Source organism: Pseudactinotalea sp. Z1739 (assembly GCF_049725055.1).
Taxonomy (GTDB): Bacteria; Actinomycetota; Actinomycetes; order Actinomycetales; family Beutenbergiaceae; genus CALKWS01.
The window spans coordinates 35,080-60,936 of the sequence record NZ_JBMPQA010000011.1 but is presented as its reverse complement, the minus strand read 5'-3'; the positions used below and the strand labels follow the sequence as shown (position 1 = coordinate 60,936).

Here is a 25,857-nt window from a genome sequence, read left to right as displayed (position 1 = left end):
GATGGCTGAGTTGACGATCAAGCCCGAGGAGATCCGCTCGGCGCTGGATTCCTTCGTGCAATCCTACGAGCCGGCAACCAGCGTGGCCGAGGAAGTCGGCACCGTGATCCTGGCCGGCGACGGAATCGCCCAGGTCGAGGGTCTGCCCGGCGCGATGGCCAACGAACTGCTGCGCTTCGAGGACGGCAGCCTGGGCCTGGCGCTGAACCTGGACGTGCGCCACATCGGTGTGGTGATCCTGGGTGAGTTCGCCGGGATCGAGGAGGGCCAGCAGGTTCGCCGCACCGGAGAGGTGCTGAGCGTTCCGGTGGGCGATGGCTACCTGGGTCGCGTGGTGGACCCACTGGGTCAGCCGCTGGACGGCCTCGGCGAGGTGGAGACCGATGGCCGGCGCGAGCTTGAACTGCAGGCGCCTGGGGTGATGATGCGCAAGAGCGTGCACGAGCCGCTGCAGACCGGGATGAAGGCCATCGACTCGATGATTCCGATCGGCCGTGGCCAGCGGCAGTTGATCATCGGTGACCGGCAGACCGGGAAGACCGCGATCGCACTGGACACGATCATCAACCAGAAGGCCAACTGGGACTCCGGTGACCCGACCAAGCAGGTGCGCTGCATCTACGTGGCGGTGGGTCAGAAGGGTTCCACCATTGCCTCGGTGCGCGGCGCCCTGGAGGATGCCGGCGCGCTGGAGTACACCACCATCGTGGCTGCCCCGGCCTCGGACCCGGCCGGGTTCAAGTACATCGCTCCCTACACCGGCTCGGCGATCGGCCAGCACTGGATGTACGGCGGCAAGCACGTGCTGATCATCTTCGACGACCTGTCCAAGCAGGCCGAGGCCTACCGTGCGGTCTCGCTGCTGCTGCGCCGGCCCCCGGGCCGTGAGGCCTACCCCGGTGACGTGTTCTACCTGCACTCCCGGCTGCTGGAGCGTTGCGCCAAGCTCTCCGATGAACTCGGTGGGGGCTCGATGACCGGGCTGCCGATCATCGAGACCAAGGCCAACGACGTCTCGGCCTACATCCCGACCAACGTCATCTCGATCACCGACGGGCAGATCTTCCTGCAGTCGGACCTGTTCAACGCCAACCAGCGCCCAGCGGTGGACGTGGGGATCTCGGTCTCCCGGGTCGGTGGCGATGCTCAGGTGAAGGCGATGAAGGCGGTCTCCGGAACGCTGAAACTGGACCTGGCCCAGTACCGCTCGCTGGAGGCCTTCGCGATGTTCGCCTCCGACCTGGACCCCGCCTCGCGCCAACAACTCACCCGCGGTGCCCGGCTGATGGAACTACTCAAGCAGCCCCAGTACACCCCCTACCCGGTGGCCGAGCAGGTCGTGTCGATCTGGGCCGGAACCAAGGGGTACCTGGACCAGGTCGAACTCGATGACGTGGTCCGGTTCGAGCGGGAGATGCTCGACCACGTCGGGCGTACCACCGACGTACTCGATGAGATCGAGAAGACCGGCAAACTCGAGGACTCCACGATCGAGGCGATGACCAAGGCCGTGGAGGACTACCGCGACACCTTCCTGGGTACCAATGGCAAGTCCCCGGTGGGGCACGAGGTGGAGGACGATCCGGAGGTCGACATCGACCAGGAGCAGATCGTCGGGCAGAAGCGGGGCTGACCAATGGCAGTGTCCCAACGGGTATACAAGCAGCGCATCCGCTCCACCCAGACTCTGAAGAAGATGTTCCGGGCGATGGAGTTGATCGCGGCCTCACGGATCGGTAAGGCCCGTGACCGCGCCCTGCAGACCGTGCCCTACACGCGCGCGATCACCCGTGCAGTCTCGGCGGTGGCCACCCACACCGACATCGCCCACCCGCTCACCTCCGAGCGCGAGGACGCCAACAGGGTCGCGATGCTGGTCATCACCTCCGACCGAGGGATGGCCGGTGCGTACTCGGCGATGGTGCTGCGCGAGGCCGAGCGGCTGCGCGAGCATCTGCAGGACGAGGGCAAGGAAATCGACCTGTACGTGCTCGGCCGGCGCGGGGTGAGTTTCTACACCTTCCGTCAGCGCAGCATCGTGAAGTCGTGGACCGGTGATTCCGACTCACCCAGTCTGGACCGGGCCAACGAGGTGGCCGATACCCTGCTGCGGGCATTCCTGACCGACCCTGAGCAAGGCGGTGTCGGCGAGTTGCACGTGGTGTACACCCGGTTCCGCACCATGGTCTCCCAGGAGCCCCAGGTGGTCCGGATGCTGCCGCTGGAGGTGGTGGAGGGGGTGGCCGAGCCCGGCACCGATGCCCTACCGCTGTACGACTTCGAACCTGACGCCGATGAGGTGCTGGACGCCCTGCTGCCCCGGTACATCCGGATCCGGATCTTCTCATCGATGATGCAGGCCAGTGCCTCCGAACTGGCAGCGCGCCAGCGGGCCATGCACACGGCCACCGAGAACGCCGAAGACCTCATTCGTAACTACACGCGGCTGGCCAACCAGGCCCGGCAGGCGGAGATCACCCAGGAGATCAGCGAGATCGTCTCGGGTGCAGACTCCATGGCCGCGAGCTAAGCCCACCACAGGAGAAGGACGCCACTATGACTGCCACCGAGACCGCCGGCCCGGACACCACCGAGCGTGAGCCGGGCGTGGGCCGGGTTGCTCGGGTGATCGGCCCCGTCGTCGACATCGAGTTTCCCCCGGACGCCCTGCCGGAGATGTACAACGCCCTGAAGACCACCATCACGATGGGTGCCGACGACGCCGGCACCGAGATGACCCTGGAGGTCGCCCAGCACCTGGGGGACAACCTGGTCCGGGCGATCGCACTCAAGCCCACCGACGGCCTGGTCCGCGGTGCGGAGGTGCGCGACACCGGTGAGTCGATCACTGTGCCGGTTGGGGATGTCACCAAGGGCAAGGTGTTCAACGTGATCGGTGAGCCGCTCAACCTCGAAGAGGGCGAGACCCTGGACGTCACCGAGCGCTGGTCGATCCACCGCCAGCCACCGGCCTTCGACCAGCTGGAGTCCAAGACCCAGATGTTCGAGACCGGCATCAAGGTGATCGACCTGCTCACCCCGTATGTGCTGGGCGGCAAGATCGGCCTGTTCGGGGGCGCCGGTGTCGGCAAGACCGTGCTGATCCAGGAGATGATCCAGCGGGTGGCCCAGGACCACGGTGGTGTGTCGGTATTCGCCGGCGTTGGTGAGCGCACCCGTGAAGGCAACGACCTGATCGTGGAGATGGAGGAGGCCGGCGTCTTCGACAAGACCGCGCTGGTCTTCGGCCAGATGGATGAACCGCCGGGCACCCGGCTGCGGGTGGCGCTCTCGGCGCTGACCATGGCGGAGTACTTCCGGGACGTGCAGAAGCAGGACGTGCTGCTGTTCATCGACAACATCTTCCGCTTCACCCAGGCCGGCCAGGAGGTCTCCACGCTGCTGGGCCGGATGCCCTCGGCGGTGGGTTACCAGCCGAACCTGGCCGACGAGATGGGCCAGTTGCAGGAGCGGATCACCTCCACCCGGGGGCACTCGATCACCTCGCTGCAGGCGATCTACGTGCCCGCCGACGACTACACCGACCCGGCGCCGGCCACGACGTTCGCCCATCTGGACGCCACCACGGAACTGTCCCGTGACATCGCCTCGCGTGGGCTTTACCCCGCGGTGGACCCGTTGGCCTCGACCAGCCGGATCATGGACCCGCGCTACCTGGGCGAGGACCACTACCGCGTGGCCACCCGGGTGAAGGCCATCCTGCAGAAGAACAAGGAACTGCAGGACATCATCGCCATCCTGGGTATCGATGAGTTGTCCGAGGAGGACAAGATCACGGTGAACCGGGCCCGGCGGATCGAGCAGTTCCTGTCCCAGAACACCTACATGGCCGAGAAGTTCACCGGTGTGGTCGGCTCGACGGTGCCGCTGAGCGAGACGGTCGAGGCGTTCGGCAAGATCGCCGACGGTGAGTACGACCACGTCGCCGAGCAGGCCTTCTACAACATTGGTGGCCTGGAGGACCTGGAACGCAACTGGGACCGGATCCAGTCCGAACTGCGCTGACTGAGCCAGAGCGAGTGACGAGAAGAAGGAGGGCGACGTGCCACTGACTGTGGAAGTGGTCTCCGCCGAGCGCCTCTTGTGGGAGGGCCAGGCGAGGTCGGTCTCTGTCCCGGCTTCGGACGGCGATCTCGGTATCCTGACCGGGCACCAGCCGGTGCTGGCGGTGCTGCGCACCGGGAAGATCCGGATCGATGCCATCGAGGACCAGGACATGGAGATGCAGGTCGACGGAGGTTTCCTGTCCGTGGACCAGGATCAGGTCACCGTGGTCATCGACCCCAGCACCGCAGACATCGACGGGGCGCCCCAGGTCCAGGCACCTGGGCAGGACTGACGTACACGGACCGGGGAGGCGATGGCCACCGCACTGATCTGGATCGGCGGGCTCCTGGCGGCCAGTCTGCTCGTCGCCGGGTTGTTGCTGTGGCGCCTGCACGCACTGGGGCGCCGGGTCGGTTCCTTCGAGTGCGCGGTCCGGGAGGGTGAGCACTGGCACGCCGGGATCGCCACCTACACCCGCTTCGGTCTGGACTGGCACCGGGTGGTCTCCCTGTCGTTGCGCCCGAGTCGGCGCTGGGACCGGGAGAAGTTGGTGTTGCTAGCACGCCGGAACCGGCAGATCGATGGCAGGGCCAGCCGGGTGGTGGAGATGCACTGCCGGCACGAGAACAGTGAGTTCTACCTGGCCGCGCAGAGCAGCGCCCTGGACGGCCTGGTGTCCTGGCTCGAGGCCGCCCCACCCAGGTCGGCGAACGAGACCATCTGAGGAGTTGAGGCAGGACCGTGCGGATCGTCGTCGCCGAGTGCGCCGTGGACTATTCCGGTCGGCTCAGTGCGCACCTACCGCTGGCGCCCCGGTTGCTGATGGTCAAGGCCGACGGGTCGGTGCTGGTGCACTCCGACGGCGGTTCCTACAAGCCGCTGAACTGGATGAGCCCGCCGTGCACGCTCACCACCGCGCCGGCCGAGGGCGCCGAAGCCGAAGCCGGCGCCAGCCAGGTGTGGACCGTGCAGGCCACCAAGAGCGATGACCAGTTGCGGGTCGTGCTGCATCGGATCATCTCCGACACCTCGGTGGACCTGGGTGTCGACCCGGGGTTGATCAAGGACGGCGTTGAGGCACATCTGCAGGCTCTGCTGGCCGAGCAGATCGACCTGCTCGGCCCCGGGCACGCCCTGGTGCGTCGCGAGTACCCCACCGCGATCGGACCGGTGGACATCCTGGCGCGGGACGACGCGGGCGCGGCGGTGGCGGTGGAGATCAAGCGGCGTGGCGACATCGACGGCGTGGAGCAACTGACCCGCTACCTGGAACTGCTCAACCGGGACCCACTGCTGGCCCCGGTGCAGGGCGTGTTCGCCGCCCAGGAGATCAAGCCGCAGGCCCGAGTGCTGGCCACCGACCGCGGAATCCGGTGCATGGTGCTGGACTACGACGCCCTGCGCGGGGTGGATGACCCCAGTTCACGCCTGTTCTGAGGAGTTGGAGTTCCGGTGCGCGGGCCCGCGGGGTTCGGGTGCACTGCCCGTGGCGCCGGACCAGTTCACGCATGATCGAACTGGGCCGAGCCTCCTGCCACACGTGGGCCACAATAGGTGGATGGCCCGCCGATCCCGCCGCCGTCCCTACCGCGATCCGCACCGGGAACTGGACCCGGACATGGTGCTGCGTGGGATGACGCGCACGGAGACCGGTCCGGACGGGCTGCGCTGGCGGGTGCGGACCCTGGCAGGGGGGCAGAAGGATTACATCTGCCCCGGCTGCATGCACACCATTCCGGCAGGAATCGAACATGTGGTCGCCTGGACCGAGGAGCACTTGTTCGGCGCTGAGGCAGGCCTGGCCGAACGGCGGCACTGGCACACCGGTTGCTGGCGGGCGCGGCGGTTCGGGTAGCGGCGGGCAGGTCCGTTCGAGCGTCCCGGTCAAGGCAGCCCGGTCACGGCAGGTCCCAGGTGTGCACCGGCTCATTGCTGTGCATCCCCTCGGTGTAGAGACCGAGCATCCGTACCAGGGCCTCATCGCGGTCCATCCCCGAAGACTCCAGTCGGCGAACGGCTTCGGCCTGCCACCAGGCCCCGTTGCGGCGCAGTTTACAGCGCTCCTCCACGATGCCCAGGTACCGGTCCACCACCCGCGCCGAGACCCGCCGTCGGGTCAGCCCCTCGGCAGCCAATGGCAGCAGGTGGCGCAACATCAGTTCGTCCCACGGCACCTCGCCGAACCCTGGCCAATAGAACCTGGCGTCCACGCCGGCACGGGCGCCCTCAGCGAAGTTCGAACGGGCCGCCTCGAAGGACATCTTGGTCCAGGCCGGCCGGTCGTCGACGGACAGCATCTCCACGGCGCCGTAGTAGAACGCGGCATTGGCCAGCACGTCCACCACCGTCGGCCCGGCCGGCAGGACACGGTTCTCCACCCGCAGGTGCGGGCGCCCCTCGACCACGTCATAGATCGGACGGTTCCAGCGGTACACGGTGCCGTTGTGCAGGCGCAGTTCCTGCAACCTCGGCGCCCGGCCCGCGGCGAGTTCCGCCTCGGGGTCCTCCTCGGTGGTCTCGGGCAGCAGGGCGGGGTAGTAACGCACGTTCTCCTCGAACAGGTCGAAGATCGAGGTGATCCAGCGGTCCCCGAAGTAGACCACCGGGCGGACCCCCTGGTTGCGCAACTCGGGCGAGCGGGTATCGGTGGCCTGGAGGAACAGTTCGGTGCGGGTCTCGGCCCACAGGTGCTTGCCGAACAGGAACGGCGAGTTGGCGCCCAGGGCGAGCTGCGGCCCGGCCAGGAGTTGGGCGGCGTTCCAGGTGGGCGCGAAGGCGTCGGGAGTGACCTGCAGGTGCAACTGCACCGAGGTGCAGGCCGACTCCGGGGCGATCGTCGGGGTGAGCATGCGCAGGTGCTCAACCCCGCTGATGTCGAGTTCGATGTCCTCGCGTCGGGAGGAGAAGATCGCCTCCTCCAGGGCCCGGTACCGCTCGTTCGCACTCATCCAGTCACCGGTCAGGTCCTCGGTGCGCAGGGTGGGCAGCACCCCGATCATCACGATCGAGGCGTCGTGCTTGGCGGCCTTGGCCTCGGCCTCGTTCATGGAGGTGCGCAACTGCTCCTCCAAGTCGATCACCGCATCACCGGGTAGAGGTTGGGGCGGCACGTTCAACTCGATGTTGTAGCGCGCGAGTTCGGTCTGGAAGGCTGGGTCGGCAATCGACCGGAGTACCTCGGCGTTGGCCATCGCCGGCCGTAGGGAGGAGTCGACGAGGTTCAGTTCGATCTCCAGTCCGGTCAGGCGGACCTCGGTGTGGAAGGCGTCCTCCGCCAGCATCCGGGCGAAGACGTCCAGGCAGCGTCGAACCTTCTCCCGATAGCGCAGGCGCTGCTCGCGGCTGAAGGTCGAAGTGGAGATGTCATCACCCATCGTCGATTACCCCTCCGGTGCTGGTCTGACCTCGCGGACTCGCGATGAGTCACAGCAAACCAGGCTCCGACGGACCTGTCACCCGGGCGCAGGGGCACGGTTGGGCAGATGCCGCCGTGATGGGCAATGCTCTAGTCTGGACGGTGAGTGCGCAGTGGAGTCAGTGTCAGTCGAAGGGGACACCATGGTCACCGTCGTCCATCATCACGGTCCGTCGCCCGGTGCCGACCGCCCACCACTGGTGTTGCTGCACGGATTCCCGTTGGACTCGCAGATGTGGGCCGAGGTGATCGCCGAACTCCCGCAGATCCCGGTCCTGGCGGTGGACCTGCCCGGGTTCGGTGCGGCGCGGGAGGCGGCCGAGCCCGACGGCGCGACGTTGGAATCCTTTGCCGACGCCGTCGTCGGGGCGCTACGGGATGCCGGGATCTCCCGGGCCGTGGTGGCGGGTCTGTCGATGGGTGGATACGTCCTGATGGCGTTGGCCCAGCGGCACGCCGACCTGCTCGCCGGCGTGGGACTGCTGGACACCAAGGCCGGGGAGGACACCGTGGAGGCGCGCACCGGTCGACTGTCCGTGGCGAACCGTGCCCTCGGCCCGGACGGGGCGCAGGCGGTCGCGGGGATGATCGAGGGCCTGCTCGGGCCGACCTCGCGCGCCGAGAGGTCAGAGGTGGTGGAGCAGGTCCGGCACTGGCTGGCCCAGGCGCCCCCGGAGGGCATCGCGGGCGCGCAGCGGGCAATGGCCACGCGCCCGGACCGGCTCGCGGTGTTGCAGACCCTCCAGGTGCCCGCCCTGGTGCTGTACGGCTCGGAGGACGCCCTGGCAGGCGCCGAGGCGCATGAAGCGATGGCGCGAGCCCTGGGAACCGAACCGGTGGTGGTCCAGGGGGCCGGGCACCTGAGCGCGGTGGAGGAGCCGGCGGCCGTGGCCGAGGCGCTCGCCCAGTTGTACCAACGCAGCATTTGAATGCGTACAAGCGCTGCGGTTGAGCGGCAGCGACGAGGTCAGTCCCGTGTGCGCCAGCCCGGCAGCAGTCGCTCCAGCGCCTCGGTCAGGTCGATGGACTCACCGTCCTTACCGCCGGCGCCGAGCACCAACGGTGGCCGGGCCGGCTCAGGCCGCACCCCACGGAGTCGGTCCAGCAGGCTCAACGGTCCGGTCAGAACGTAGAAGTCCGCCTCGGTACTCACCCCCGCACTGGCGTCACTTCGCAGGTACCAGCCGGTCAGCGGGGTGCGTGCCGACGCCGAGCCGCCGTACCCACGCACGCGCAAGGGCTGCGGCGCGAGGCCGGCACGGGTGGCGGCGGTGACGAACTCCCGTAGCAGCGCCTCAGCACGTTCGTGCTCGGCGTCTTTGCGCGCCTGAAGGCGTTCGGCATGGATGCGGGCGGCTTCGGTGCGTCGGGTGGCCCAGTCGGAGTCGTGCACATGGCGTAGTCTGCCTCATCGTGAGACAGGGCAGACAGCGCGCGGCGATCCGATCGGCAGGTCCGGGAGACGCCGAGATCCTGGCGCAGGTGCACATCAGAACGTGGCGGCAGGCGTTCGCGGACCTGCTTGCGGCCGAGGTGGTGCAGGCCCACGCCGACAACGCGGCCGAGCAGTGGGCCCGCAGACTGGCCGACCCGGGCCACGCCGCCTACTGGGTAGCCGAGCGGGCCGGGCAGATGGTGGGCTTCTCCTGGGCCGAAGCCGCCGGACCGGGCCAGGTGCGGCCGCTGGAACTCATCGGTCTGTACGTCCTGGAGGAGCACTACGGCACCGGCGTGGCCGACGACCTGCTCGCCTGCGCAGTGGGTGAGGCGCCGTGCTTCCTCTGGGTGGCTCATGACAATGCCCGGGCCCGGTCGTTCTACGCCCGCCACGACTTCGTCACCGACGGGCAGGTCCGGCGGGCGCAGGAGTTCGGCGGTCTCACCCTGGTGCGGATGGTGCGCTGAGGCAGCCCAAGGGAGCGTCGGAGGCCTCAGGCGGCCCGGTGCTCAGCGCTGCGGCTCGTCGTCCTCGGCTACGCCGATGGGTTCGATGACCACGGTCTCATCCGGGTCGACGTCCCCTGCACGGGTCTCAACCTCGGCCACTCCCTGCTCGTCGGCCTCAACCTGCTCCTCGGCCACTTCCTGCTCGTCGGCGACGGCATCGGCCATCGCCTCGGCCTGAGCCTCGGGTCCGGCTGGATCATCCTCGGGGCCCGGTTCGGCACCCACGGGGGCCATCACCTCGGTGGGCTGGGCATCATCGGTCACGGGTTCGGCATCGGCGTCGATGGTGTCGACTGTGTCGCCGGACGCTCCGGCGTCTGCGTCTGCGCTCGTGTCCGCGTCTGCGCGCGCCTCCGCCTCGGCATCCGCGTCGACCTCGGCGTCCCCGCCGGTACTCGTGGCTGGTCCCATGTCCCCGTCCGCACCCTCATCCGGATCGGAACCGGTCCCGGCACTGGAGCCCGAGATCTGCTCCGGCGCCGAGCCCTGGTCGGCCAGTTCCGCCGCCTGGTTGAGTTGTCCCGACCCCAAAAGCCCCCGCAACTCATCGAGGTAGCCGGTGATGGTCCGGCGCTGATCCTCGAGTTCATCGAGGTGGCGCTGGGCGCTTCGGCGCTCGCGGTCGGTCTCGGCACGGGTGTCGGCACGCAGCCGGTCGGCGTTCTCGCGCGCCTCGGTGGTGATCCGGTCCGCACTGGCCTGGGCATCGGCGATGATCTGGGCGGCCTGCTCCTCCGCCGATGTGCGGACCTTTTCGGCCTGCTCCAGTGCCTCGGCGACCCGGGCCTCGGCGTCCTCGGCGTGCTTCTGCGCCTGGGTGATCATGTTCTCGGTCTCGGCACGGGCCTGCTCATGGTTCGCGGCGTCTGCCTCTTCGGCGGCCTGGCGACGGGCGGCGATCTCCAGGGCCGCCTCCTCCTGCAACTCCGCGACGGAACGGCGGGTGGTCTCGGCCTCGGCGTTGGCGGCACGCAGGATCTCGCTGGCCTCGGTCTGGGCGGTGGCGCGGACGGCATCGGCCTCCCGGATCGCGTCCTCGCGCAGCGCCTCGGCCTCGGCGCGCGCCTGGGCGCGCAACTCCTCGGCCTCGGCCTCGCTGGCGGCCTTGAGTTCGCGGGCGGCGCGCTCACTGTTCACCCGCACCTGGGTGGTCTCGTTCTCCGTGGTGGCGCGCAACGTGCCCAGCTCACGGTCCAGGCTGGCCCGCTTCTCGCTGAGCTCGGCGTTGGTCTCACTGGTGATCCGGGCCGCCTCCCGCTCGGCGGAGGAGACCAGTTCCTCGGCGCGGCTTCGGGCGGAAGTGATGGTGCCCTCGGCCTGGGCCTGGGCGGACTGCCGCTCGGTGGCCGCATCCCGGCGGGCGCTGGCGAGTAGTTCGGCAGCCTCGCTCTCTGCCTGTTCGGTCAGGTGCTCGGCGTTGGCGTGCGCGCGGGCCACGATGTCCTTGGCTTGGGCGTCCGATTGGGTGAGCAGGTCCGCAGACTGCTCCTCGGCGGAGCGGAACAACTGCTCGACCCGGGAGCCCAGGCCGGAGTAGGAGGGCTTCTCGGCCTCACGCAACTGCGCCTGCGCCTCGGAGAGTTCGCCGGAGATCTGCATGTTCGCCGTGTCCAGCGCCTCCACCTGTTCGCGCACATCGTCCAACTGGCGTTGCAGCGACTGGATGTGGTGATCGACCTGGGCGCGGTCGTATCCACGCATGACGACAGGGAAGTTCGAACCGGCCTCGGCCACGTGGCCTCCTTCGCTAGGGATGAGCAAACCACAGCGTAGTCCGTCTGGATCGGGGCGCCCAAGGGGAGCCGGCGGAACCGAGCACGTGGAGCACCGGGGCCCCGGAGTGGTGTGCAGGCCGTGTGTGCGTGAAGTGTCGGGTTGTGTTGCGCGGCACAGGATGGTGCTAGATCACGGTTTGGTCACGTATTGTTGACTGGCGCCGGAGTCGGTCCGGCGTCGCGCGCAACCTGGAGGACTCCTAGCTCGTGCTTCGACGCATCATCGCGATCGCGATCATCGTGATCGGAATCGCCGCCCTGGTCGGGGCGGTGGGTTCGGCGACCTTCTGGCGTCCTGACGACCGCGTCACCGCAACCATGCCGGCGGCGCCCCAGGAGCCGGTGGTCGTGACCGCTCCCGGCGTGCTGGACATGGTGGACGACACCGTCGAGGTGCGGGTGGTCGGTGCCACGGACTCCACCCCGGTGGTGCTGGCGATGGGCCGCGAGGCGGACGTGCACGCCTGGATCGACGGGGCGCCCTATGTGGAGATCACCGGCCTGACCACGTGGGAGCAACTGGCGGTCCGCCAGGTGGAGGCGGTCGAGCCCGAACCCGACGAGGACGAGGAGGCCACCGAGGACGAGGAGGCCACTGAGGACGAGGAGGCCACCGAGGACGAGGAGGCCGCCGAGGACGAGGAGGCCGCCGAGGAGCCGATCCTGCCGGACCCGGCCGGTTCGGACCTGTGGATCGAAGAGGTCACCGGTACCGGCGAGTTGACGTATGAGTGGACCGTGGTGCCCGGGCGCTGGGTGCTGCTCGCCGCCTCCGACGGAACCGAACCCGCTCCGCAGGTGGAACTGACGTGGGACCGCGAGGTGGAGACTCCGCTGCTGGTTCCAGGGCTGATCGTCGGCGGCGTGCTGGTACTGGCCGGGTTGATCGCCCTGATCCTGTTCCTGCTGATGGATCGGGAGACCGCACGAGCCCGCCGGGCCCGCACCGAGAGCGAGGTGGTCGACACCCAGGTCCCGGCGCGCCGCGAGGGTCGCCACCGTGAGCCGACCACCGATGACGAACTCAGTTACGCCGAACGGCTTGGCTGGCCCAGCGCCGAGGCGGGTGCTGCGGAGCGGGATGACGCCGAGGAACCGCCGACCGATACCGGCGAGCTGCCCACCAGCGTGCTCGGCGCCGACGGAGAGCCCCTGACCCGGCGGGAACTGCGCGAGCGTGAGCGTGCCCGACAGGAGGCCGAGCGTGCCAGCGCGAAGCGCGCGTGGTGGAGGTTCGGGTCCGGTCCGGCGAAGCGGAAGGCCGACGGCGAGGGCACGGTCGAGGGCCAGGATGTGGCCGACGGCGAGGCTGCTGCCGGTGCGGACGGGGCCGACCGCCTGGATGACCGGCACGGAACCGACGCCGAGGCGGGCGCCGAGCACTCCGCCACGGAACTGTCGGATTGGGTCAGCAGCGGCCGAAGTGGCACGCAGGCGGGCCCGATCCGCACGTACCCGGCCGCCGCACCCGGTGCAACACCAGCCGGAACTGAATCTGCCCCCGGGAGTGGCCTGTCCCCGAGCGCGGCCACACCGGAGCAGGCCGAGTACGACGCCGCAGCGGTCGAGCCCGAAGCCGGGGACGAGCCTGGAGCCAGGGAGGACTACGACGAGGAACGGCCTCCGGTGCGGTGGCAGAAGTTGTGGGGCCGGAAGGAGCGCCACGCCCCTGAGCCGGAGGCGCCCGAGGACCTACCTGAAGGCGAACCGGAGCCGTTGGACACCGAGGACCCGCACAGTTCGGGGGCGCGGTGGCGAAAGACCTGGGGTATTCAGCAGGAGGACAACCGATGATCCGTCGGAACCGTGTGGCGGCACTTGTCGGTGCGGCACTGGCGGTACTGCTGGTCGCCTGCACACCGGAGATTCCCGAGGTGTCGCCCGACCCCGAGGAGACCGAGGCCCAGCCGGTACTGGATGTGCCGCGGTTGGAGCGCGTGCTGGCCGATATCGAGGAACACATCAACGCCGCCGATGAAGAGTCCGACGGCGACATCCTCGCCGAGCGGATGGAGGACCCGGCGCTGGCGGTGCGCACAGCCGAGTACCGGTTGCGCAGCGCCACCGCCGACACCGACGACGAGACCGGCCTGCAGCCGTTGACCACCTCCAGCGCGGTCTCGATCGTGGCCGCCACCGAGGAGTGGCCCAGAGCGGTGTTCGTGATCACCGAGATCCCCGATGAGGCCAACAGCCCCCTGCTGATCGGTCTGCGCCAGGAGACTCCGCAGGAGCCGTACCGGATGTTCTCGTGGGTGCGGCTGCTGCCCGGCGTGACGACCCCGCAGACCGACGTGGCCGAGATCGGGAGTACCCCCGTTGATCCAGCAGATGACAGTTTCCTGACCAGCCCCCAACAGGCGCTGGAGAACTACGCCGACCTGCTCACCGAGGGTGAGGACAGTGAGTTCGCCGATGACTTCGCCGAGGAGCCCTTCCGCGAACTCGTCGAGCAGGAGGCGCAGACCCTGTCGGAGAACGTGGAAGCGGCCGGTGAGTTCACCCATGACACCGCGGTGCGTGAGGACGACACGGTCGCGATGCTGACCGCCGACGGCGGGGTGGTGGTGATCGGGGCGATGCGCACCCGACACACCTTCACCAAGACCGAGGACGACGGCGAGGTCGAGGTGGGCGGGCAGTTGGCGGCGCTGTCGGAGGACGACGGCGAAGTGAACGAAAGCCTGCGCGGCACCTACCATGTGATGGTGGCGCTGTACGTGCCGACGGAGCAGGAGGACGCCCAGATCACCGTGCTCGGTGTGGAGCGTGTTCTCGCGGATGTCTCCGAGGAGTGAGATTCGTGAACCAGCGAGGAAGAGTGCGATGAGTCAACCGTCCATTAACCTGCGCGGCGCCGTGGACCTGTCGAGCCTGTCCGCACCCCCGTCGCCGCCCGGTGGCGAGGCGCCGTCCTCGGGCGGCGGCGCAGTGGTCGACGTGACGCTGCAGTCCTTCCAGGAGGTCGTGCAGCGTTCGGTCGAGGTGCCGGTGATCATCGATCTGCGCTCGCCCCGCTCGCCCGCCTCGGGAGAGTTGAGCGCGACCTTGCAGACCCTGGCCGGGGAGTACGGCGGACGGTTCCTGCTGGCCCGCGCGGACGTGGACGCCTACCCACAGATCGCGCAGGCCTTCCAGGTGCAGGGCGCCCCGGCGGTCTGCGCGGTGATCAAGGGCCAGCCCTTACCGCTGTTCCAGGGACCGCAGCCACTCGAGCAGATCCGCGCGGTGATCGATGAGGTGCTCCGGGTCGCGGCCGAGAACGGGGTGACCGGCAAGGTCGAGGGCGTGGAGGAACCGGCTGAGGATGAGGACGGTGAGGAGGCCGCCGAGGAGCCGTTGCCGCCGCACATCCAGGCCGCCTACGACGCGATCGAGAATGACGACCTGGACGCCGCTGCCGAGGCATTCGAGCAAGGGTTGAAGGAGAACCCGGCCGATGCCGAAGCGAAGGCCGGCCTGGCCCAGGTGGACCTGGGCCGGCGGCTCTCCGGTCTGGATATCCAGAGCGTGCTCACTACGGTGGCCCAAGCCGCCTCGGACGACGTCGAGGCTCACCTTGCCGCCGCCGACGTCGAGGCCGCCAGTGGTCAGATCGAGCAGGCCTTCTCCCGGCTGATCTCGCTGGTGCGGGTAACGGCCGGCGACGATCGGGAGCGCGCACGCAAGCGACTTCTCGAACTCTTCCTCATCGTGCCCGAGGGCTCGCCGGAACTGCTCAAGGCCCGGCGCGAACTGGCTGTCGCGCTGTACTGAGCGTGACGGCGTCGCTACGCCACACCACGCCGCGCGCTCCAGCACCCCGCCGCCCGTTAGAACGGCGGAGGTCCGGTGGTGCTCGGGAAATCCTGGACACGATGTCGGTCCAGTGGCGTGGGATCGCGACCGGTGAGTTCGTCGAGTTCGGCGTCGCTGGCGATTCCGGGACTGACCGGCGCGGCCCGGTTGAGCCATCCGGGATCCTCGGCGTGCTCGGCCCGGATGGTTATCAGCGCGCGGACCAGTTCGTCGGTGTGATGAGCAGGATCGACGACCTCGGCAGGCTTGATGTGGTGGTAGCCCAGTGGTGAGGTCCAGTGCGTGTCTCCGGTGTGGTGATCACGGCGAACCGACCAGACTCCGGCGGTCTTGAGTTGATGGTGCCGGGCGCACAGCAGGTGCAGATTGCCCAGGTGCGTCTGGGTCCAGGCCGGCCGGGTGGGGTCGAAAGCGACGATGTGGTCAAACTGGCAGCGCCGGGCCGGCTGGCGACAGGTGGGGAACCGGCAGGTCGCGTCCCGGGTGAGGATGTACTCGCGCAGGGCCGCTGCCGGTTGATAGGTGTCACTGCTGAGGATCCCCAGCGCCGCCATGACGGCAACGGGGTCGGCTGCGTCGTCGGGCTTTGTTCCGTTCGCGTCCGTCCGGACATTCGGCGTCTCTGACCGGGTTGGTTGACGGCGTTGGAGTCGTTCGAAGATCGAGGCGATCGGATCGTGGTCAAGCAAGCAGCCCTGCGGAGTTGGGCTCACAAAAGTCACCGGTGCCGGGTTCGGCGGGAGCAGCGTGCCGGTGAAGGCGTCAGTGCGGATCGCCCGGGTCGTGACCCGTCCTGCTCGGGCGGTTGTGATGTCGGTTCCCCGGACGCGAGTGCCTGCGGCGTGAGTTCTTTCGGCTTGGGCGGCTGCGACGGCGGGTTCCGCGGCCTGGGCCGCTTCCGCACCATCGGCAGCATCCTCGGCCTGGGCCGCTTCCGCACCATCGGCCGCGTCCTCGGCCTGGGCCGCCGTGGGGGTGGTCGCCTCGACCTCACCCGCCGTGCCGGCAGCGTCCTCGGCCTGGGCCGCCGTGGGGGTGGTCGCCTCGACCTCACCCGCCGTGCCGGCAGCGTCCTCGGCCTGCACGGTTGTGGTGCTGGTTCCCTCGCCCTGGGCCGCTTCCTCGGCCTTCTCCGCTGCCTCGGTCTGGGCCGCGGTGGCATCGGTTCCCTTGCCCCGGCTGTTGGTGGTTGCGACTTCCGCATGCGCCGCGTTGGTGCCCGCGACCGTCGGGGACGGCACGCTCTCTGCGGCCAGGTGCCGGACCACCTCAGCCGGGAGAGGGCCGTAGCCGGCGAGGTAACCCGGCGAGTCGTCGTCGCCGTCGAGAGTGGACTGGGCGATGGTGAGGACCAGGTGCGGGCGCTTGCGGTGCTGGGTCGGCACCGGCCGTCCCTCCGGGGTCCGACCGCTGGTCATCGTCTGGTTGATCAAGTCGGTGAAGGCGTCCACGCGGCGCGCCCCGACCGGACGGTCGTCGTCCGGATCGGCCTTGACCGCGAGGCAGTCCAGCGTCGTCATGGCCGCGACGGCTTCGGTTGCCGGCAGGTAGAAGGTCAGATACGCCATGCCGTCGTCGGCCGCGGTGACGCTGACATGGCGCTGCGTGGCGGCTTCTTCATGCCGCTCCTGCGCAAGGTCGGCATCGACCGCTAGGACGGCCGCGCGCAGACGGTGGCGCAACTGTCCGGAGGTCAGGTCCGGAGCCCCCGGCAACAGGGTGCGGTGGATCGCGCGCGCCTGGGCATCGGGCAACGTCCTGGTGGCGTCGATGAACACCTCGGCCTTCGGTAGGTCAATCTCTCCGCCGAGGAGGGCGAAGTGCACTTCCGCGTAGTCATCCAGGGCTGCTGCCCGGTTCAGCATCCGGTCGGCCGCGGCGGTGGTGATCCGTAGCCGGGCGGCGAGTTCCTCGGCTGTCCCGGTGCCGGGATGGGCGTCCTGGAGACGCTGCAGGATCTCCGCCTCGATGCCATCCAGGTTCGAGCGCAGTCGACGGCAGCACGCCACCATCTCGGTCAGCACGCCGGCATCGGTGGTCCCACTGCTCAGGTAAGACTTCAGGCGCTTGAAGATCCGCCGGTGCGGATGCGTGCCCGCCAGCGCCCGGGCCGCCCTTCTCCGCTCGCTCCAGGGGGCATCGCCCGGAGTGCGTACCCCCGGGTGCTGAGCAGCGGTGCTGGGCATGGAACCACGGTATCGCCGACCACCGACATTCTCCGCACGCGCGTTCGAGGAATGGGGCGGTGAGCTGCCTGGGTCAGTCCCTCGCGGGTGCCAGGAACACCGCCCCCAGCGGAGGTACCCGCAGGGCGACCGAGTACCGCTGACCTCGCCAGGGCACCTCCTCAGCCCGTACCTGCCCGAGGTTGCCCACTCCGGACCCGCCGTACTCGGTGGCGTCGGAGTTGAAGACCTCATCCCAGGCCCCGCCGTGCGGCAGGCCGACGCGGTAGTTCTCGTGCGGGGTGCCCGCGAAGTTCACCACGACCGCAACCACGTCGGAGTCGATGCCCGCCATGTGGGAGTCGGCCCTCGCCCTGTCCGGGGCGTTGCCCGCCCCGTCGGAATCATGCCCTGCTGCATCGGGGTCGGTCCCCACCCGGTCGGAGGTGTTCCCCGCTCCATCGGAGGCGTCCCGCACCCTGCCGGGCTCCGCCGCACTGCTCTTGCGCAGATACGCCAGCACGTTGTGGTCGCCGTCGTTGGCCTCCAGCCACTCGAAGCCGGCGTGGCTGAAGTCCTCGGCCCACAACGCGCGATGCTCACGGTAGACCTCGTTCAGTCGCTTCATCGCCAAACGCACCCCGGAGTGCTCCGGCGAGTCACCCTGGGCCCAGTCCAGCGACGCCGATTCCGACCACTCGGCCTCCTGGGCGAACTCCGAGCCCATGAACAGCAACTTCTTGCCCGGGTGCGACCACTGGTAGGCCAGCAACGCCCGCACCCCGGCCAGTTGCTGCCATCGGTCACCGGGCATCTTGCGCAGCAGCGAGCCCTTCCCATGCACCACCTCGTCATGACTGAGCGGCAGCACGAACTGCTCCGAGAAGGCGTAGACGAGGGAGAACGTCAACTCCCCGTGGTGGTAGCGCCGGTTGACGGGCTCCTCGGCGAGATAGCGCAGCGTGTCGTTCATCCAGCCCATGTTCCATTTCAGCCCGAAGCCGAGCCCGCCCGCCTCGGTGGGGGAGGTCACCCCGGGCCAGGCGGTGGACTCCTCGGCGATCATCATGATCCCCGGGGAGGTGCGGTACGCCGTCGCGTTGGCCTCCTGCAGGAACTGGATCGCCTCCAGGTTCTCCCGTCCGCCGCGCACGTTCGGGCGCCACTGGCCCGGCTTGCGCGAGTAGTCCAGGTACAGCATCGAGGCGACCGCGTCCACCCGCAGCCCGTCGATGTGGAACTCACGCAGCCAGTACAGGACGTTGGCGACCAGGAAGTTGCGGACCTCGTTGCGCCCGAAGTTGAACACGTAGGTGCCCCAGTCCATCTGCTCCCCGCGCATCGGGTCGGGGTCCTCGTACAGCGCCGTGCCGTCGAAGCGGGCCAGGGCGAAGTCATCCTTGGGGAAGTGCGCCGGGACCCAGTCCACGATCACCCCGATGCCGGCCCGGTGCAGCGCATCGACCAGGTAGCGGAACTCATCCGGGCTGCCGAACCGGGAGGATGGAGCGTAGTAGGAGGTGACCTGATAGCCCCACGATCCCCCGAAGGGATGTTCGGCCACCGGCATCAACTCCACGTGCGTGAAGCCCATCCAGGCGACGTACTCCACCAGTTCCTCGGCCAGTTCCCGGTAGCCCAGCCCGGGCCGCCAGGAACCCAGGTGCACCTCGTAGGCGCTGAACGGACCGGTGTGGGGGTCCTGCTGCGCGCGTTCGGACATCCAGTCCCCGTCGCCCCAGACGTAGTGGGAATCGGTCACCACCGACCCGGTGGCCGGGGGGTGCTCGGTGGCCCGGGCCATCGGGTCGGCCTTGGACTTCCAGGTGCCGTCGGACCCGCGGATCTCGAACTTGTAGGTGTTGTTGACCCCGACGCCGGGGATGAACAACTCCCAGACCCCGGTGCCGCCCAGGACGCGCATCGCGTGGGCGGTCCCGTCCCAGTTGTTGAAGTCGCCCGCCACGCGCACGGTCTGTGCGTTCGGCGCCCAGACCGCGAACGAGGTTCCACGGACCGTCCCGAGCTCGGAGGGGAAGGTGCGCACGTGTGCACCCAGCACCTGCCAGAGCCGCTCGTGGCGTCCCTCACCGATGAGGTGCAGGTCCACCTCCCCGAGGGTGGGCCAGAACCGGTAGGGATCATCGACGACGGAGGCCCTCCCGTCGTAGGTGACCTCCACCCGGTAGTCGGGAACGTGGGCACCGGGCATGGTGGCCACCCAGATGCCGTCCTGTTCGTGGCGGGCCTCGAGGTACTGGGTGTCGGTGACGATCCGGACCTGCTCGGCGAACCGGCGCAGGCTGCGGAAGGTGACCACCTCATCGGCGACGTGGGCGCCGAGCACGTCGTGGGGGGAGTGGTGCTCACCACGGGCGACGGCGGCCAGGGTGGCGGCGTCCACGCGGATCGGCGTGACTGCGGGGTCGGTCTGGTCGGACTCGGCCGGAGCCGGGGCGGCGGGGGCGAGGGCTGCCGGATCGGACGCCGTTTGCTCAGGTTCTGTGGATGGGGACGAGGCGGGCGGGGTGTGCGGATCCGGGGTTGTCACGGTGTGCTCCTCGAAGAGAGACCGGATGGCGGACACGGGGATGTGCACCCAGTCGGGACGGTTGCGGGCTTCGTAGGTGGCCTCGTAGCAGGCCTTGTCGATCTCGAGCAGACGCAGCAGCGCCGGATGGTTCATCGCGTCGGCGCCGGCGGTGCGGGCATAGCCGTCCAGGAACGCCGCCCGGGTGCCGCGCGCCCAGTCCGACCGGAGGGTCGACGGCGATGGGATGCCCGACGGCGGGAGTCCGGCCGGGGGCGGGGCCTCGCCGGGCGGCGGGGCGCCAGCGGCTACCGAGCCGGCGGCGTAGTCGAACGAGCGGAGCATCCCGGCTACGTCACGCAGTGCGAAGGAGGGAGCGGTGCGTTCGGCGATCGGGCGCAACGGTTCGCCCTCGAAGTCCAGCACCACCCAGCCACGGTCGGGAGTGTGCAGCAGTTGGCCCAGGTGATAATCGCCGTGCACGCGCTGCACCGGTGGCCAGTCGGGTTCGGCTAGGGCGTCGGCGATCATCTGCTCGAGTGCGCCGGCGTACCCGGCGATGTCGGGGACTTCGGCCGTGGCGGTGGCGAAGCGGGATCGCACGTCGACGATCAGATGGGCGCGGGCTTGTTCGGCCTGTTCGGCCTGCTCAGCAAGTTCGATCTGATCAGCAAGTTCGGTCTGATCAGCATCGGCCCCATCGCCGTCCTGGGCGCATTCCGCCGGCCCAGCGGACCCGAACACCGAGCGCAACTGCTGGTGCAGGTGGGCGGTTACCTCGCCCAGTGCGAAGGCCTCAGCGGTGAAGTCACTAGTGCTAGTGCTAGGGCTAGTAGTGCCAGTGCCGGTGCCGGTGCCGGTGCCAGTGCCAGTTCTAGTAGTGCCGGTGCCGGTGCCGCCGGTGCCAGTGCCGTCCGTCGCCGCGGCGGAGCCAGTGGATCCAGTGCCGCCGGTGGAGCCGTTCGGCCCTTCCGAGCCGGTCGATCCGGTGGAAAGGCGCTCTCCGGCGGCGGACTGCAGCGCCAGCGTCCAACCATCGCTCCCGCCGGGAAGGAATTCACTTGCGAAGGCCAGGTGCCCACCGGATTCCGGGAGCCAGGAGGCCCAGAGCGCCCCGACCGGAGCCGGGACCAGCCTGCTGCCGCCGGCCGCCAGCGCCGACTGCACCTGGACCTCGGGGTTGGCGCCGGGCCGCAGCACGCGGAACACTTTGATGATCACCTGCTCGGGGTGCTCGGGGTGCTCGGGGTGTTCGGGGTGTTCGGGGTGCTGGGGGTCAGCGTGCTCGGCAGCACCGGCCGCATGCACCGGAGCGCGCACCGGATCCCCGGCAGCGCGCACCTGATCCCCGCCGGGACCGGCCCCGTCCTCGGCGTTCACCACGATCGAGGTATTGGACTGCTCCCCGCGCAGCACGCGGGAGGAGCGCACCGTGACGCGTCCGGCGTCGGGCGCCGGCTCGGACCGCACCGGAGGCGGATCGGAGCGCTGCGAGTCCGGCGGTGCCGGCTCGGTGCGGATCTGCAGATCCGGTAACGCGCCGGCACCGGTGAGGGAGTCGAGCAGCACCTGCACGTACACCGGGTCATAACAGGCGTCGTAGATCCAGCGCTTCCCCAGTTCGGAGTGCTCGACGGTGGCCACCAGCGCCCGCCGACCGGCCACCCGCTCCGGCAGTGGTTCCCCGCGGTAGGTGAGCGGCACGTGGTACAGCACCGGTTCGTCCCCGGCGGAGTCCAGGATCAAATGGGTGTCGATCCCCACCTCGCCCTCGGGGTCCTGCCACCGCAGGCCGCCCACGCGGGAGAGCACCGGTGTGTGTCCCTTGCCGGCGTACCAGCGCTGGCGCATCAACCACTCGGGCAGGAAGTCCCCGAAGGCCGGGCTCAGGGCGGGAGGTGCCTTCGGCGGGTCCTGGTCGGTGCTCACGGGCGCTCCCGAACCTGCAGCCAGAAGAAGTCCCGGCTACCCAACGTGAATGTGGCCCGGCCGTCGGGGCCCGACGGCGTGGGGGTGATGGGGGTATGAGTCACCGGGGGTGCCGGCTGAGTATCCCCGTCGTGCCGGGCATAGTCCGGGGTGTGGTGCCGCACGCCGGTGTCGTCGGCGTGCGCGGCTGCGTCGGCGGCCCCACTTGCCACGCCCTCACCACGCACGCCTTCACCATGCACGTCCTCGCCGCCCACGCCGGTGGCGCCCTGGCTGCGCGCGTCCGCAGCGGCGCGTTCGCTGCTCGGGGCGCGGTCGCCGTCGTCCGCACTGCCGGGACCCACCGCAGGTCCGCCCACGGCAGCCCCACCCATCGCGACCTCGTCGCGGTCGGCGGTCTCGCCGTCGTCGGCGGATTGGCGCGGCGAACCGGCCACGGCCACCGGCGGGAACGCGGTCCCGCCGAAGACGTCCTGCAGGCCGGCCCCACCCAGACCGGGCAGTTCCACCGTGGCCGAGCGCGGTGTGTTGGCCAGGTTCATCACGCACAGGACGGTCTCGTTGTCATTGCGCCGCAGGAACGCCAGCACTGCGTCGTTGTCGCAGGTGAGCGGGATGTAGTCCCCGTTGCCGAACACCGGGTGGGCCCGGCGCACCTGCAGGATGCCTCGCACCCAGTGCAACAGCGAGGTCGGGATCGCCAGTTGCGCTTCCACGTTCGCCGAGGAGAAGTGGTTGGTCAGCGACTGCACCGTGGGCAGGTAGAGCTTACCCGGGTCGGCGGTGGAGAACCCGGCGTTCCGGTCCGGGTTCCACTGCATCGGGGTGCGCACCGAGTCCCGGTCCGGCAACCAGATGTTGTCGCCCATCCCGATCTCATCGCCGTAGTACAGGCACGGCGAGCCGGGCAGGGACAACAGCAGAGCGTGGGCGAGTTCGATCTCGGCGCGGGAGTTCTCCAGCAACGGCGCCAGCCGGCGGCGGATCCCCACGTTCGCGCGCATCCGCGGGTCCTCGGCGTACCAGCCGTACATCGCCGCACGTTCCTCGGTGGAGACCATCTCCAGGGTCAACTCGTCGTGGTTGCGCAGGAACGTGCCCCACTGGGCCCCGGCGGGAATGTCCGGGGTATCGGCCAGGATCTCCGCGATCGCTCCGGCGCTCTGCTCCCGCAGTGCGTAGTAGATCCGCGGCATCACCGGGAAGTGGAAGCACATGTGGCACTCCGGCCGCTCCGGGGTGCCGAAGTAGGCCACCACGTCCCGGGGCCACTGGTTCGCCTCGGCCAGCATCAACCGGCCGGGGAACTCCGCATCGACCATCGCCCGGACGTCGGCCAGGAACTCGTGGGTGGCGGGCAGGTTCTCGCTGTTGGTGCCCTCCTCCTCGAACAGGTAGGGCACCGCGTCCAGGCGGAACCCGTCCACGCCCTTGCGCAACCAGAACCGGACCACGTCCATCATGGCCTCGAGAACCCGCGGATTCTCGAAGTTCAGGTCCGGCTGGTGGGAGAAGAACCGGTGCCAGAAGTACTGTCGGCGCACCGGATCGAAGGTCCAGTTCGAGGTCTCGGTGTCCACGAAGATGATCCGTGCATCGGAGTACTCGGTGTCATCGTCACGCCAGACGTAGAAGTCCCCGTAGGGTCCCTCGGGGTTGGAGCGGGAGGACTGGAACCACGGGTGGGCGTCGGATGTGTGGTTCATCACCAGGTCGATGATCACCCGGATGCCACGGGAGTGGGCGGCCTGCATCAGCTCGGTGAAGTCATCGATGGTGCCGTACTCGGAGGCCACCGCGGTGTAGTCGGCCACGTCGTAACCCCCGTCGCGCAGCGGCGAGGGGTAGAACGGTGGCAGCCACAGGCAGTCGATGCCCAACCAGGCCAGGTAGTCCAGGTTGTCGATCAACCCGCGCAAGTCACCGGCCCCGGACCCGTCGGAGTCGGAGAAGGCGCGCAGCAGCACCTCGTAGAACACCGCGGTGGTGTACCAGTGCGGGTCCTCGCTCAGGCCCGACCCCCCGGGGTCCGGTCCGGGCAGGGCGAAGGTGCGGGCCGGGCGCTTCATCCGGTCTGCACCTCCAGGACGTGGGCGCACCGTCCGAGCGGGTCCAGGTGCACCCACGGGCGCGCGTTCCACGGGTAGCTCTCGCCGGTGAGTTCGTCGTGGGCGGTGAAGGTGGCATCGGCGGCCAGGCCCAGAGCCTGCATGTCCAGGTCCAGGTGGGCGCTGCGGGATGTGTAGGGGTCGGTGTTGACCACCACGATCACCACGTCCTCGCGCCCGTCCGGGGCGTGTTCGGCGCGCAGGCGTTTGGAGAAGCAGAACGTGGCGTCGTCGGTGGTGGGGTGCACGGTCAGGTTGCGTAGTTGTTGCAACGCCGGATGACGACGACGGATCTGGTTCAGCCGGGTGATCAGGTCGGTGATGCCGTACTCGGTCCGCGCGGCCTCCCAGTCCCTGGGTTTGAACTCGTACTTCTCGTTGTCGATCTGCTCCTGCGCGCCGGGACGGGCGATGTGCTCCACCAGTTCGTAGCCGGAGTAGACGCCCCAGGTGGGGGAGCCGGTGGCGGCCAGCACCGCCCGGATCGCGAACGCCGCCTGCCCGCCCTGCTGCATGTAGGGGGTGAGGATGTCATGGGTGGTGGGCCAGAAACTGGGCCGCATCAGGTGCGCGGACTCGTGCGCCACCTCGGTGAAGTACGCGGCGAGTTCTGCCTTGGAGTGGCGCCAGGTGAAGTAGGTGTAGGACTGGTGGAACCCCACCATGCCCAGGGCGTGCATCATCGCCGGCTTGGTGAACGCCTCGGAGAGGAAGATGACCTCGGGGTGGTCCGCGCGGACGTCGGCGAGGATCTCCTCCCAGAACCGGACCGGTTTGGTGTGCGGGTTGTCCACCCGGAACGCCGTGACACCGTGATCGATCCACGTCTGCAGCACGCCCCGTACCGCGGCGTAGATCCCGGGGTAGTCGTTGTCGAAGTTCAGCGGGAAGATGTCCTGGTACTTCTTCGGCGGGTTCTCCGCATAGGCGATCGAGCCGTCGGCGCGGGTGGTGAACCACTCGGGATGCTCGGTGACCCAGGGATGGTCCGGGGAGGCCTGCAGGGCGACATCCAGGGCGACCTCCATGCCCAGATCCCGGGCGCGGGCGACGAAGGCGTCGAAGTCATCGAAATCACCCAGGTCGGGGTGGATCGCGTCATGGCCGCCGTCGGGCGACCCGATCGCGTACGGCGAGCCGGGGTCCTCGGGCCGGGCGTTCAGGGTGTTGTTGCGACCCTTGCGATTCGTGGTCCCGATCGGGTGGATCGGGGTCAGGTAGACCACGTCGAAACCCATCTGCGCGATCGCCTTCAGCCGTTCCGCCGCGGTGCGCAGGGTGCCCGTGACCCAGTGCCCGGTGTCGGGGTCCCGGCGGGCACCCTCGGAGCGCGGGAAGAACTCGTACCAGGCTCCGGCCAGCGCCAGCGGCCGGTCCACCACCAGGGTGTAGGTGGCCGACGGCGACACATAGTCCCGCAGCGGGGCGGCGCTGAGCAGGTCCACCACTTCGGGCGCGGTGCCCGCGGCCAGGCGCACGGAGGCGGGACGGGAGGTGTCGCGCAGCGCGGTGACGGCATCGGAGAGCAGGTGGCGGTGGGGCTCGGTCCTGCGGACCTCGGCCAGTGCGCGCTCCAGGAGGCGGGCACCCTCCTCGAGCATCAGTTCGGTGTCGACCCCGGCGTGCACCTTGATCGTGGCGTCGTGGTGCCAGGTCCCGTAGGGGTCGGACCAGCCTTCCACCCGGAAGGTCCAGATGCCGGTGCTGGTGGGCACCACGGTGGCTTCGAACAGGTCGTTGCCGGGAGAGACGTCGACCATCGGGGTGCGGGTGTGCTCGGTGCCATCGGGCGCGATCAGCACCGCGGTGGCCGCGACCGCGTCATGACCCTCCCGGAACACGGTGGCCCGGATCGGCACCGCTTCGCCCACGACCGCCTTCGTGGGCCAGCGTCCGCCCTGGGCGCTGGGGGTCACGTCGAGGACGGGGATCCGCCCGATCGGGCTCTGGGGCACTGGCTGCGGGTACGTCACAGTCCGAACCTACCCAGAAGGGCCGGTGTGTGGCAGGTCGAGGGGGTAGATCGGCACCGATCGGCACCCGTCGATCCGTGGCGCGGGCGGACGCGGGTGGTGCTTCGGGCAGCCCACAGCGCCGGTATTCGTGCGACGTGCTGGTCGTG

The 25,857-nt window shown here is 69.2% G+C and carries 19 protein-coding genes; 12 read left to right on the top strand and 7 right to left on the bottom strand.

The window, feature by feature from the left end; genetic code table 11:
- The first annotated feature begins 1 nt into the window (after position 1).
- From atpA to ACO0LV_RS14205, 7 genes are all read left to right on the top strand, one after another.
- On the top strand, positions 2-1,633 hold the full coding sequence (gene atpA, locus ACO0LV_RS14235; RefSeq protein WP_424788577.1) for a F0F1 ATP synthase subunit alpha: 1,632 nt from the start codon (positions 2-4) through the stop codon (positions 1,631-1,633).
- A gap of 3 nt (positions 1,634-1,636) precedes the next feature.
- Positions 1,637-2,530, top strand: coding sequence for a F0F1 ATP synthase subunit gamma (locus tag ACO0LV_RS14230; protein ID WP_424788576.1), 894 nt, complete (start codon positions 1,637-1,639; stop codon positions 2,528-2,530).
- A 26-nt stretch (positions 2,531-2,556) separates the two neighbouring features.
- A complete protein-coding gene (gene atpD / locus ACO0LV_RS14225; protein WP_424788575.1) occupies positions 2,557-4,026 on the top strand; it encodes a F0F1 ATP synthase subunit beta in 1,470 nt (489 codons plus the stop codon).
- Between the two features lie 37 nt (positions 4,027-4,063).
- Complete coding sequence (locus ACO0LV_RS14220; RefSeq protein WP_424788574.1) at positions 4,064-4,360, top strand: F0F1 ATP synthase subunit epsilon; 297 nt, start codon at positions 4,064-4,066, stop codon at positions 4,358-4,360.
- 21 nt (positions 4,361-4,381) lie between these two features.
- Positions 4,382-4,792, top strand: a complete 411-nt coding sequence (locus ACO0LV_RS14215) for a DUF2550 family protein (RefSeq protein WP_424788573.1) — start codon at positions 4,382-4,384, stop codon at positions 4,790-4,792.
- A gap of 17 nt (positions 4,793-4,809) precedes the next feature.
- Positions 4,810-5,505: an endonuclease NucS gene (nucS, locus tag ACO0LV_RS14210; RefSeq protein WP_424788572.1), complete on the top strand. Its 696-nt coding sequence runs from the start codon at positions 4,810-4,812 to the stop codon at positions 5,503-5,505.
- A 121-nt stretch (positions 5,506-5,626) separates the two neighbouring features.
- Complete coding sequence (locus tag ACO0LV_RS14205; RefSeq protein WP_424788571.1) at positions 5,627-5,923, top strand: hypothetical protein; 297 nt, start codon at positions 5,627-5,629, stop codon at positions 5,921-5,923.
- A gap of 43 nt (positions 5,924-5,966) precedes the next feature.
- Here the strand turns inward: ACO0LV_RS14205 and ACO0LV_RS14200 are convergent, their stop codons facing one another.
- A complete protein-coding gene (locus ACO0LV_RS14200; RefSeq protein ID WP_424788570.1) occupies positions 5,967-7,442 on the bottom strand; it encodes a glutamate-cysteine ligase family protein in 1,476 nt (491 codons plus the stop codon).
- A gap of 154 nt (positions 7,443-7,596) precedes the next feature.
- Here ACO0LV_RS14200 and ACO0LV_RS14195 point away from each other — a divergent pair, with 154 nt between their 5' ends.
- Positions 7,597-8,412, top strand: a complete 816-nt coding sequence (locus tag ACO0LV_RS14195; protein WP_424788569.1) for an alpha/beta fold hydrolase — start codon at positions 7,597-7,599, stop codon at positions 8,410-8,412.
- Positions 8,413-8,450: 38 nt separating this feature from the next.
- Here ACO0LV_RS14195 and ACO0LV_RS14190 read toward each other — a convergent pair whose 3' ends face one another.
- Positions 8,451-8,876: a hypothetical protein gene (locus ACO0LV_RS14190; protein WP_424788568.1), complete on the bottom strand. Its 426-nt coding sequence runs from the start codon at positions 8,874-8,876 to the stop codon at positions 8,451-8,453.
- A gap of 20 nt (positions 8,877-8,896) precedes the next feature.
- Between ACO0LV_RS14190 and ACO0LV_RS14185 the strand changes: the two genes are divergently transcribed.
- Positions 8,897-9,388, top strand: coding sequence for an N-acetyltransferase family protein (locus tag ACO0LV_RS14185; protein ID WP_424788567.1), 492 nt, complete (start codon positions 8,897-8,899; stop codon positions 9,386-9,388).
- A gap of 42 nt (positions 9,389-9,430) precedes the next feature.
- Here the strand turns inward: ACO0LV_RS14185 and ACO0LV_RS14180 are convergent, their stop codons facing one another.
- A complete protein-coding gene (locus ACO0LV_RS14180; RefSeq protein WP_424788566.1) occupies positions 9,431-11,164 on the bottom strand; it encodes a DivIVA domain-containing protein in 1,734 nt (577 codons plus the stop codon).
- 248 nt (positions 11,165-11,412) lie between these two features.
- On the opposite strand from ACO0LV_RS14180, the gene ACO0LV_RS14175 reads away from it, so the two are divergent.
- From ACO0LV_RS14175 to ACO0LV_RS14165, 3 genes are read left to right on the top strand one after another with little or no spacing between them, the layout of a single operon-like run.
- Positions 11,413-12,999: a hypothetical protein gene (locus ACO0LV_RS14175; protein WP_424788565.1), complete on the top strand. Its 1,587-nt coding sequence runs from the start codon at positions 11,413-11,415 to the stop codon at positions 12,997-12,999.
- Positions 12,996-14,003 carry a hypothetical protein gene (locus ACO0LV_RS14170; RefSeq protein ID WP_424788564.1) on the top strand — a complete coding sequence of 336 codons (1,008 nt, stop codon included), beginning with the start codon at positions 12,996-12,998 and terminating at the stop codon, positions 14,001-14,003. Before ACO0LV_RS14175 ends, ACO0LV_RS14170 begins: the two co-directional genes overlap by 4 nt.
- A gap of 28 nt (positions 14,004-14,031) precedes the next feature.
- Positions 14,032-14,961, top strand: a complete 930-nt coding sequence (locus ACO0LV_RS14165; protein WP_424788563.1) for a tetratricopeptide repeat protein — start codon at positions 14,032-14,034, stop codon at positions 14,959-14,961.
- Positions 14,962-15,017: 56 nt separating this feature from the next.
- Here the strand turns inward: ACO0LV_RS14165 and ACO0LV_RS14160 are convergent, their stop codons facing one another.
- From ACO0LV_RS14160 to ACO0LV_RS14145, 4 genes are all read right to left on the bottom strand, one after another.
- Positions 15,018-17,189, bottom strand: a complete 2,172-nt coding sequence (locus tag ACO0LV_RS14160) for a DUF222 domain-containing protein (RefSeq protein WP_424788562.1) — start codon at positions 17,187-17,189, stop codon at positions 15,018-15,020.
- 73 nt (positions 17,190-17,262) lie between these two features.
- Positions 17,263-21,627: a 1,4-alpha-glucan branching protein GlgB gene (gene glgB / locus ACO0LV_RS14155; protein ID WP_424788561.1), complete on the bottom strand. Its 4,365-nt coding sequence runs from the start codon at positions 21,625-21,627 to the stop codon at positions 17,263-17,265.
- A complete protein-coding gene (gene treS, locus ACO0LV_RS14150) occupies positions 21,624-23,696 on the bottom strand; it encodes a maltose alpha-D-glucosyltransferase (RefSeq protein ID WP_424788560.1) in 2,073 nt (690 codons plus the stop codon). Before treS ends, glgB begins: the two co-directional genes overlap by 4 nt.
- Positions 23,693-25,708 carry an alpha-1,4-glucan--maltose-1-phosphate maltosyltransferase gene (locus ACO0LV_RS14145; RefSeq protein ID WP_424788559.1) on the bottom strand — a complete coding sequence of 672 codons (2,016 nt, stop codon included), beginning with the start codon at positions 25,706-25,708 and terminating at the stop codon, positions 23,693-23,695. Before ACO0LV_RS14145 ends, treS begins: the two co-directional genes overlap by 4 nt.
- Between the last annotated feature and the right edge of the window lie 149 nt (positions 25,709-25,857).

Bases quoted from the DNA above. Each gene is read 5' to 3' on its own strand.
- atpA (WP_424788577.1), top strand. From the start codon at position 2: ATGGCTGAGTTGACGATCAAGCCCGAGGAGATCCGCTCGGCGCTGGAT.
- ACO0LV_RS14230 (WP_424788576.1), top strand. From the start codon at position 1,637: ATGGCAGTGTCCCAACGGGTATACAAGCAGCGCATCCGCTCCACCCAG.
- atpD (WP_424788575.1), top strand. From the start codon at position 2,557: ATGACTGCCACCGAGACCGCCGGCCCGGACACCACCGAGCGTGAGCCG.
- ACO0LV_RS14215 (WP_424788573.1), top strand. From the start codon at position 4,382: ATGGCCACCGCACTGATCTGGATCGGCGGGCTCCTGGCGGCCAGTCTG.
- ACO0LV_RS14205 (WP_424788571.1), top strand. From the start codon at position 5,627: ATGGCCCGCCGATCCCGCCGCCGTCCCTACCGCGATCCGCACCGGGAA.
- ACO0LV_RS14200 (WP_424788570.1), bottom strand. From the start codon at position 7,442: ATGGGTGATGACATCTCCACTTCGACCTTCAGCCGCGAGCAGCGCCTG.
- ACO0LV_RS14170 (WP_424788564.1), top strand. From the start codon at position 12,996: ATGATCCGTCGGAACCGTGTGGCGGCACTTGTCGGTGCGGCACTGGCG.
- ACO0LV_RS14165 (WP_424788563.1), top strand. From the start codon at position 14,032: ATGAGTCAACCGTCCATTAACCTGCGCGGCGCCGTGGACCTGTCGAGC.
- ACO0LV_RS14160 (WP_424788562.1), bottom strand. From the start codon at position 17,189: ATGCCCAGCACCGCTGCTCAGCACCCGGGGGTACGCACTCCGGGCGAT.
- treS (WP_424788560.1), bottom strand. From the start codon at position 23,696: ATGAAGCGCCCGGCCCGCACCTTCGCCCTGCCCGGACCGGACCCCGGG.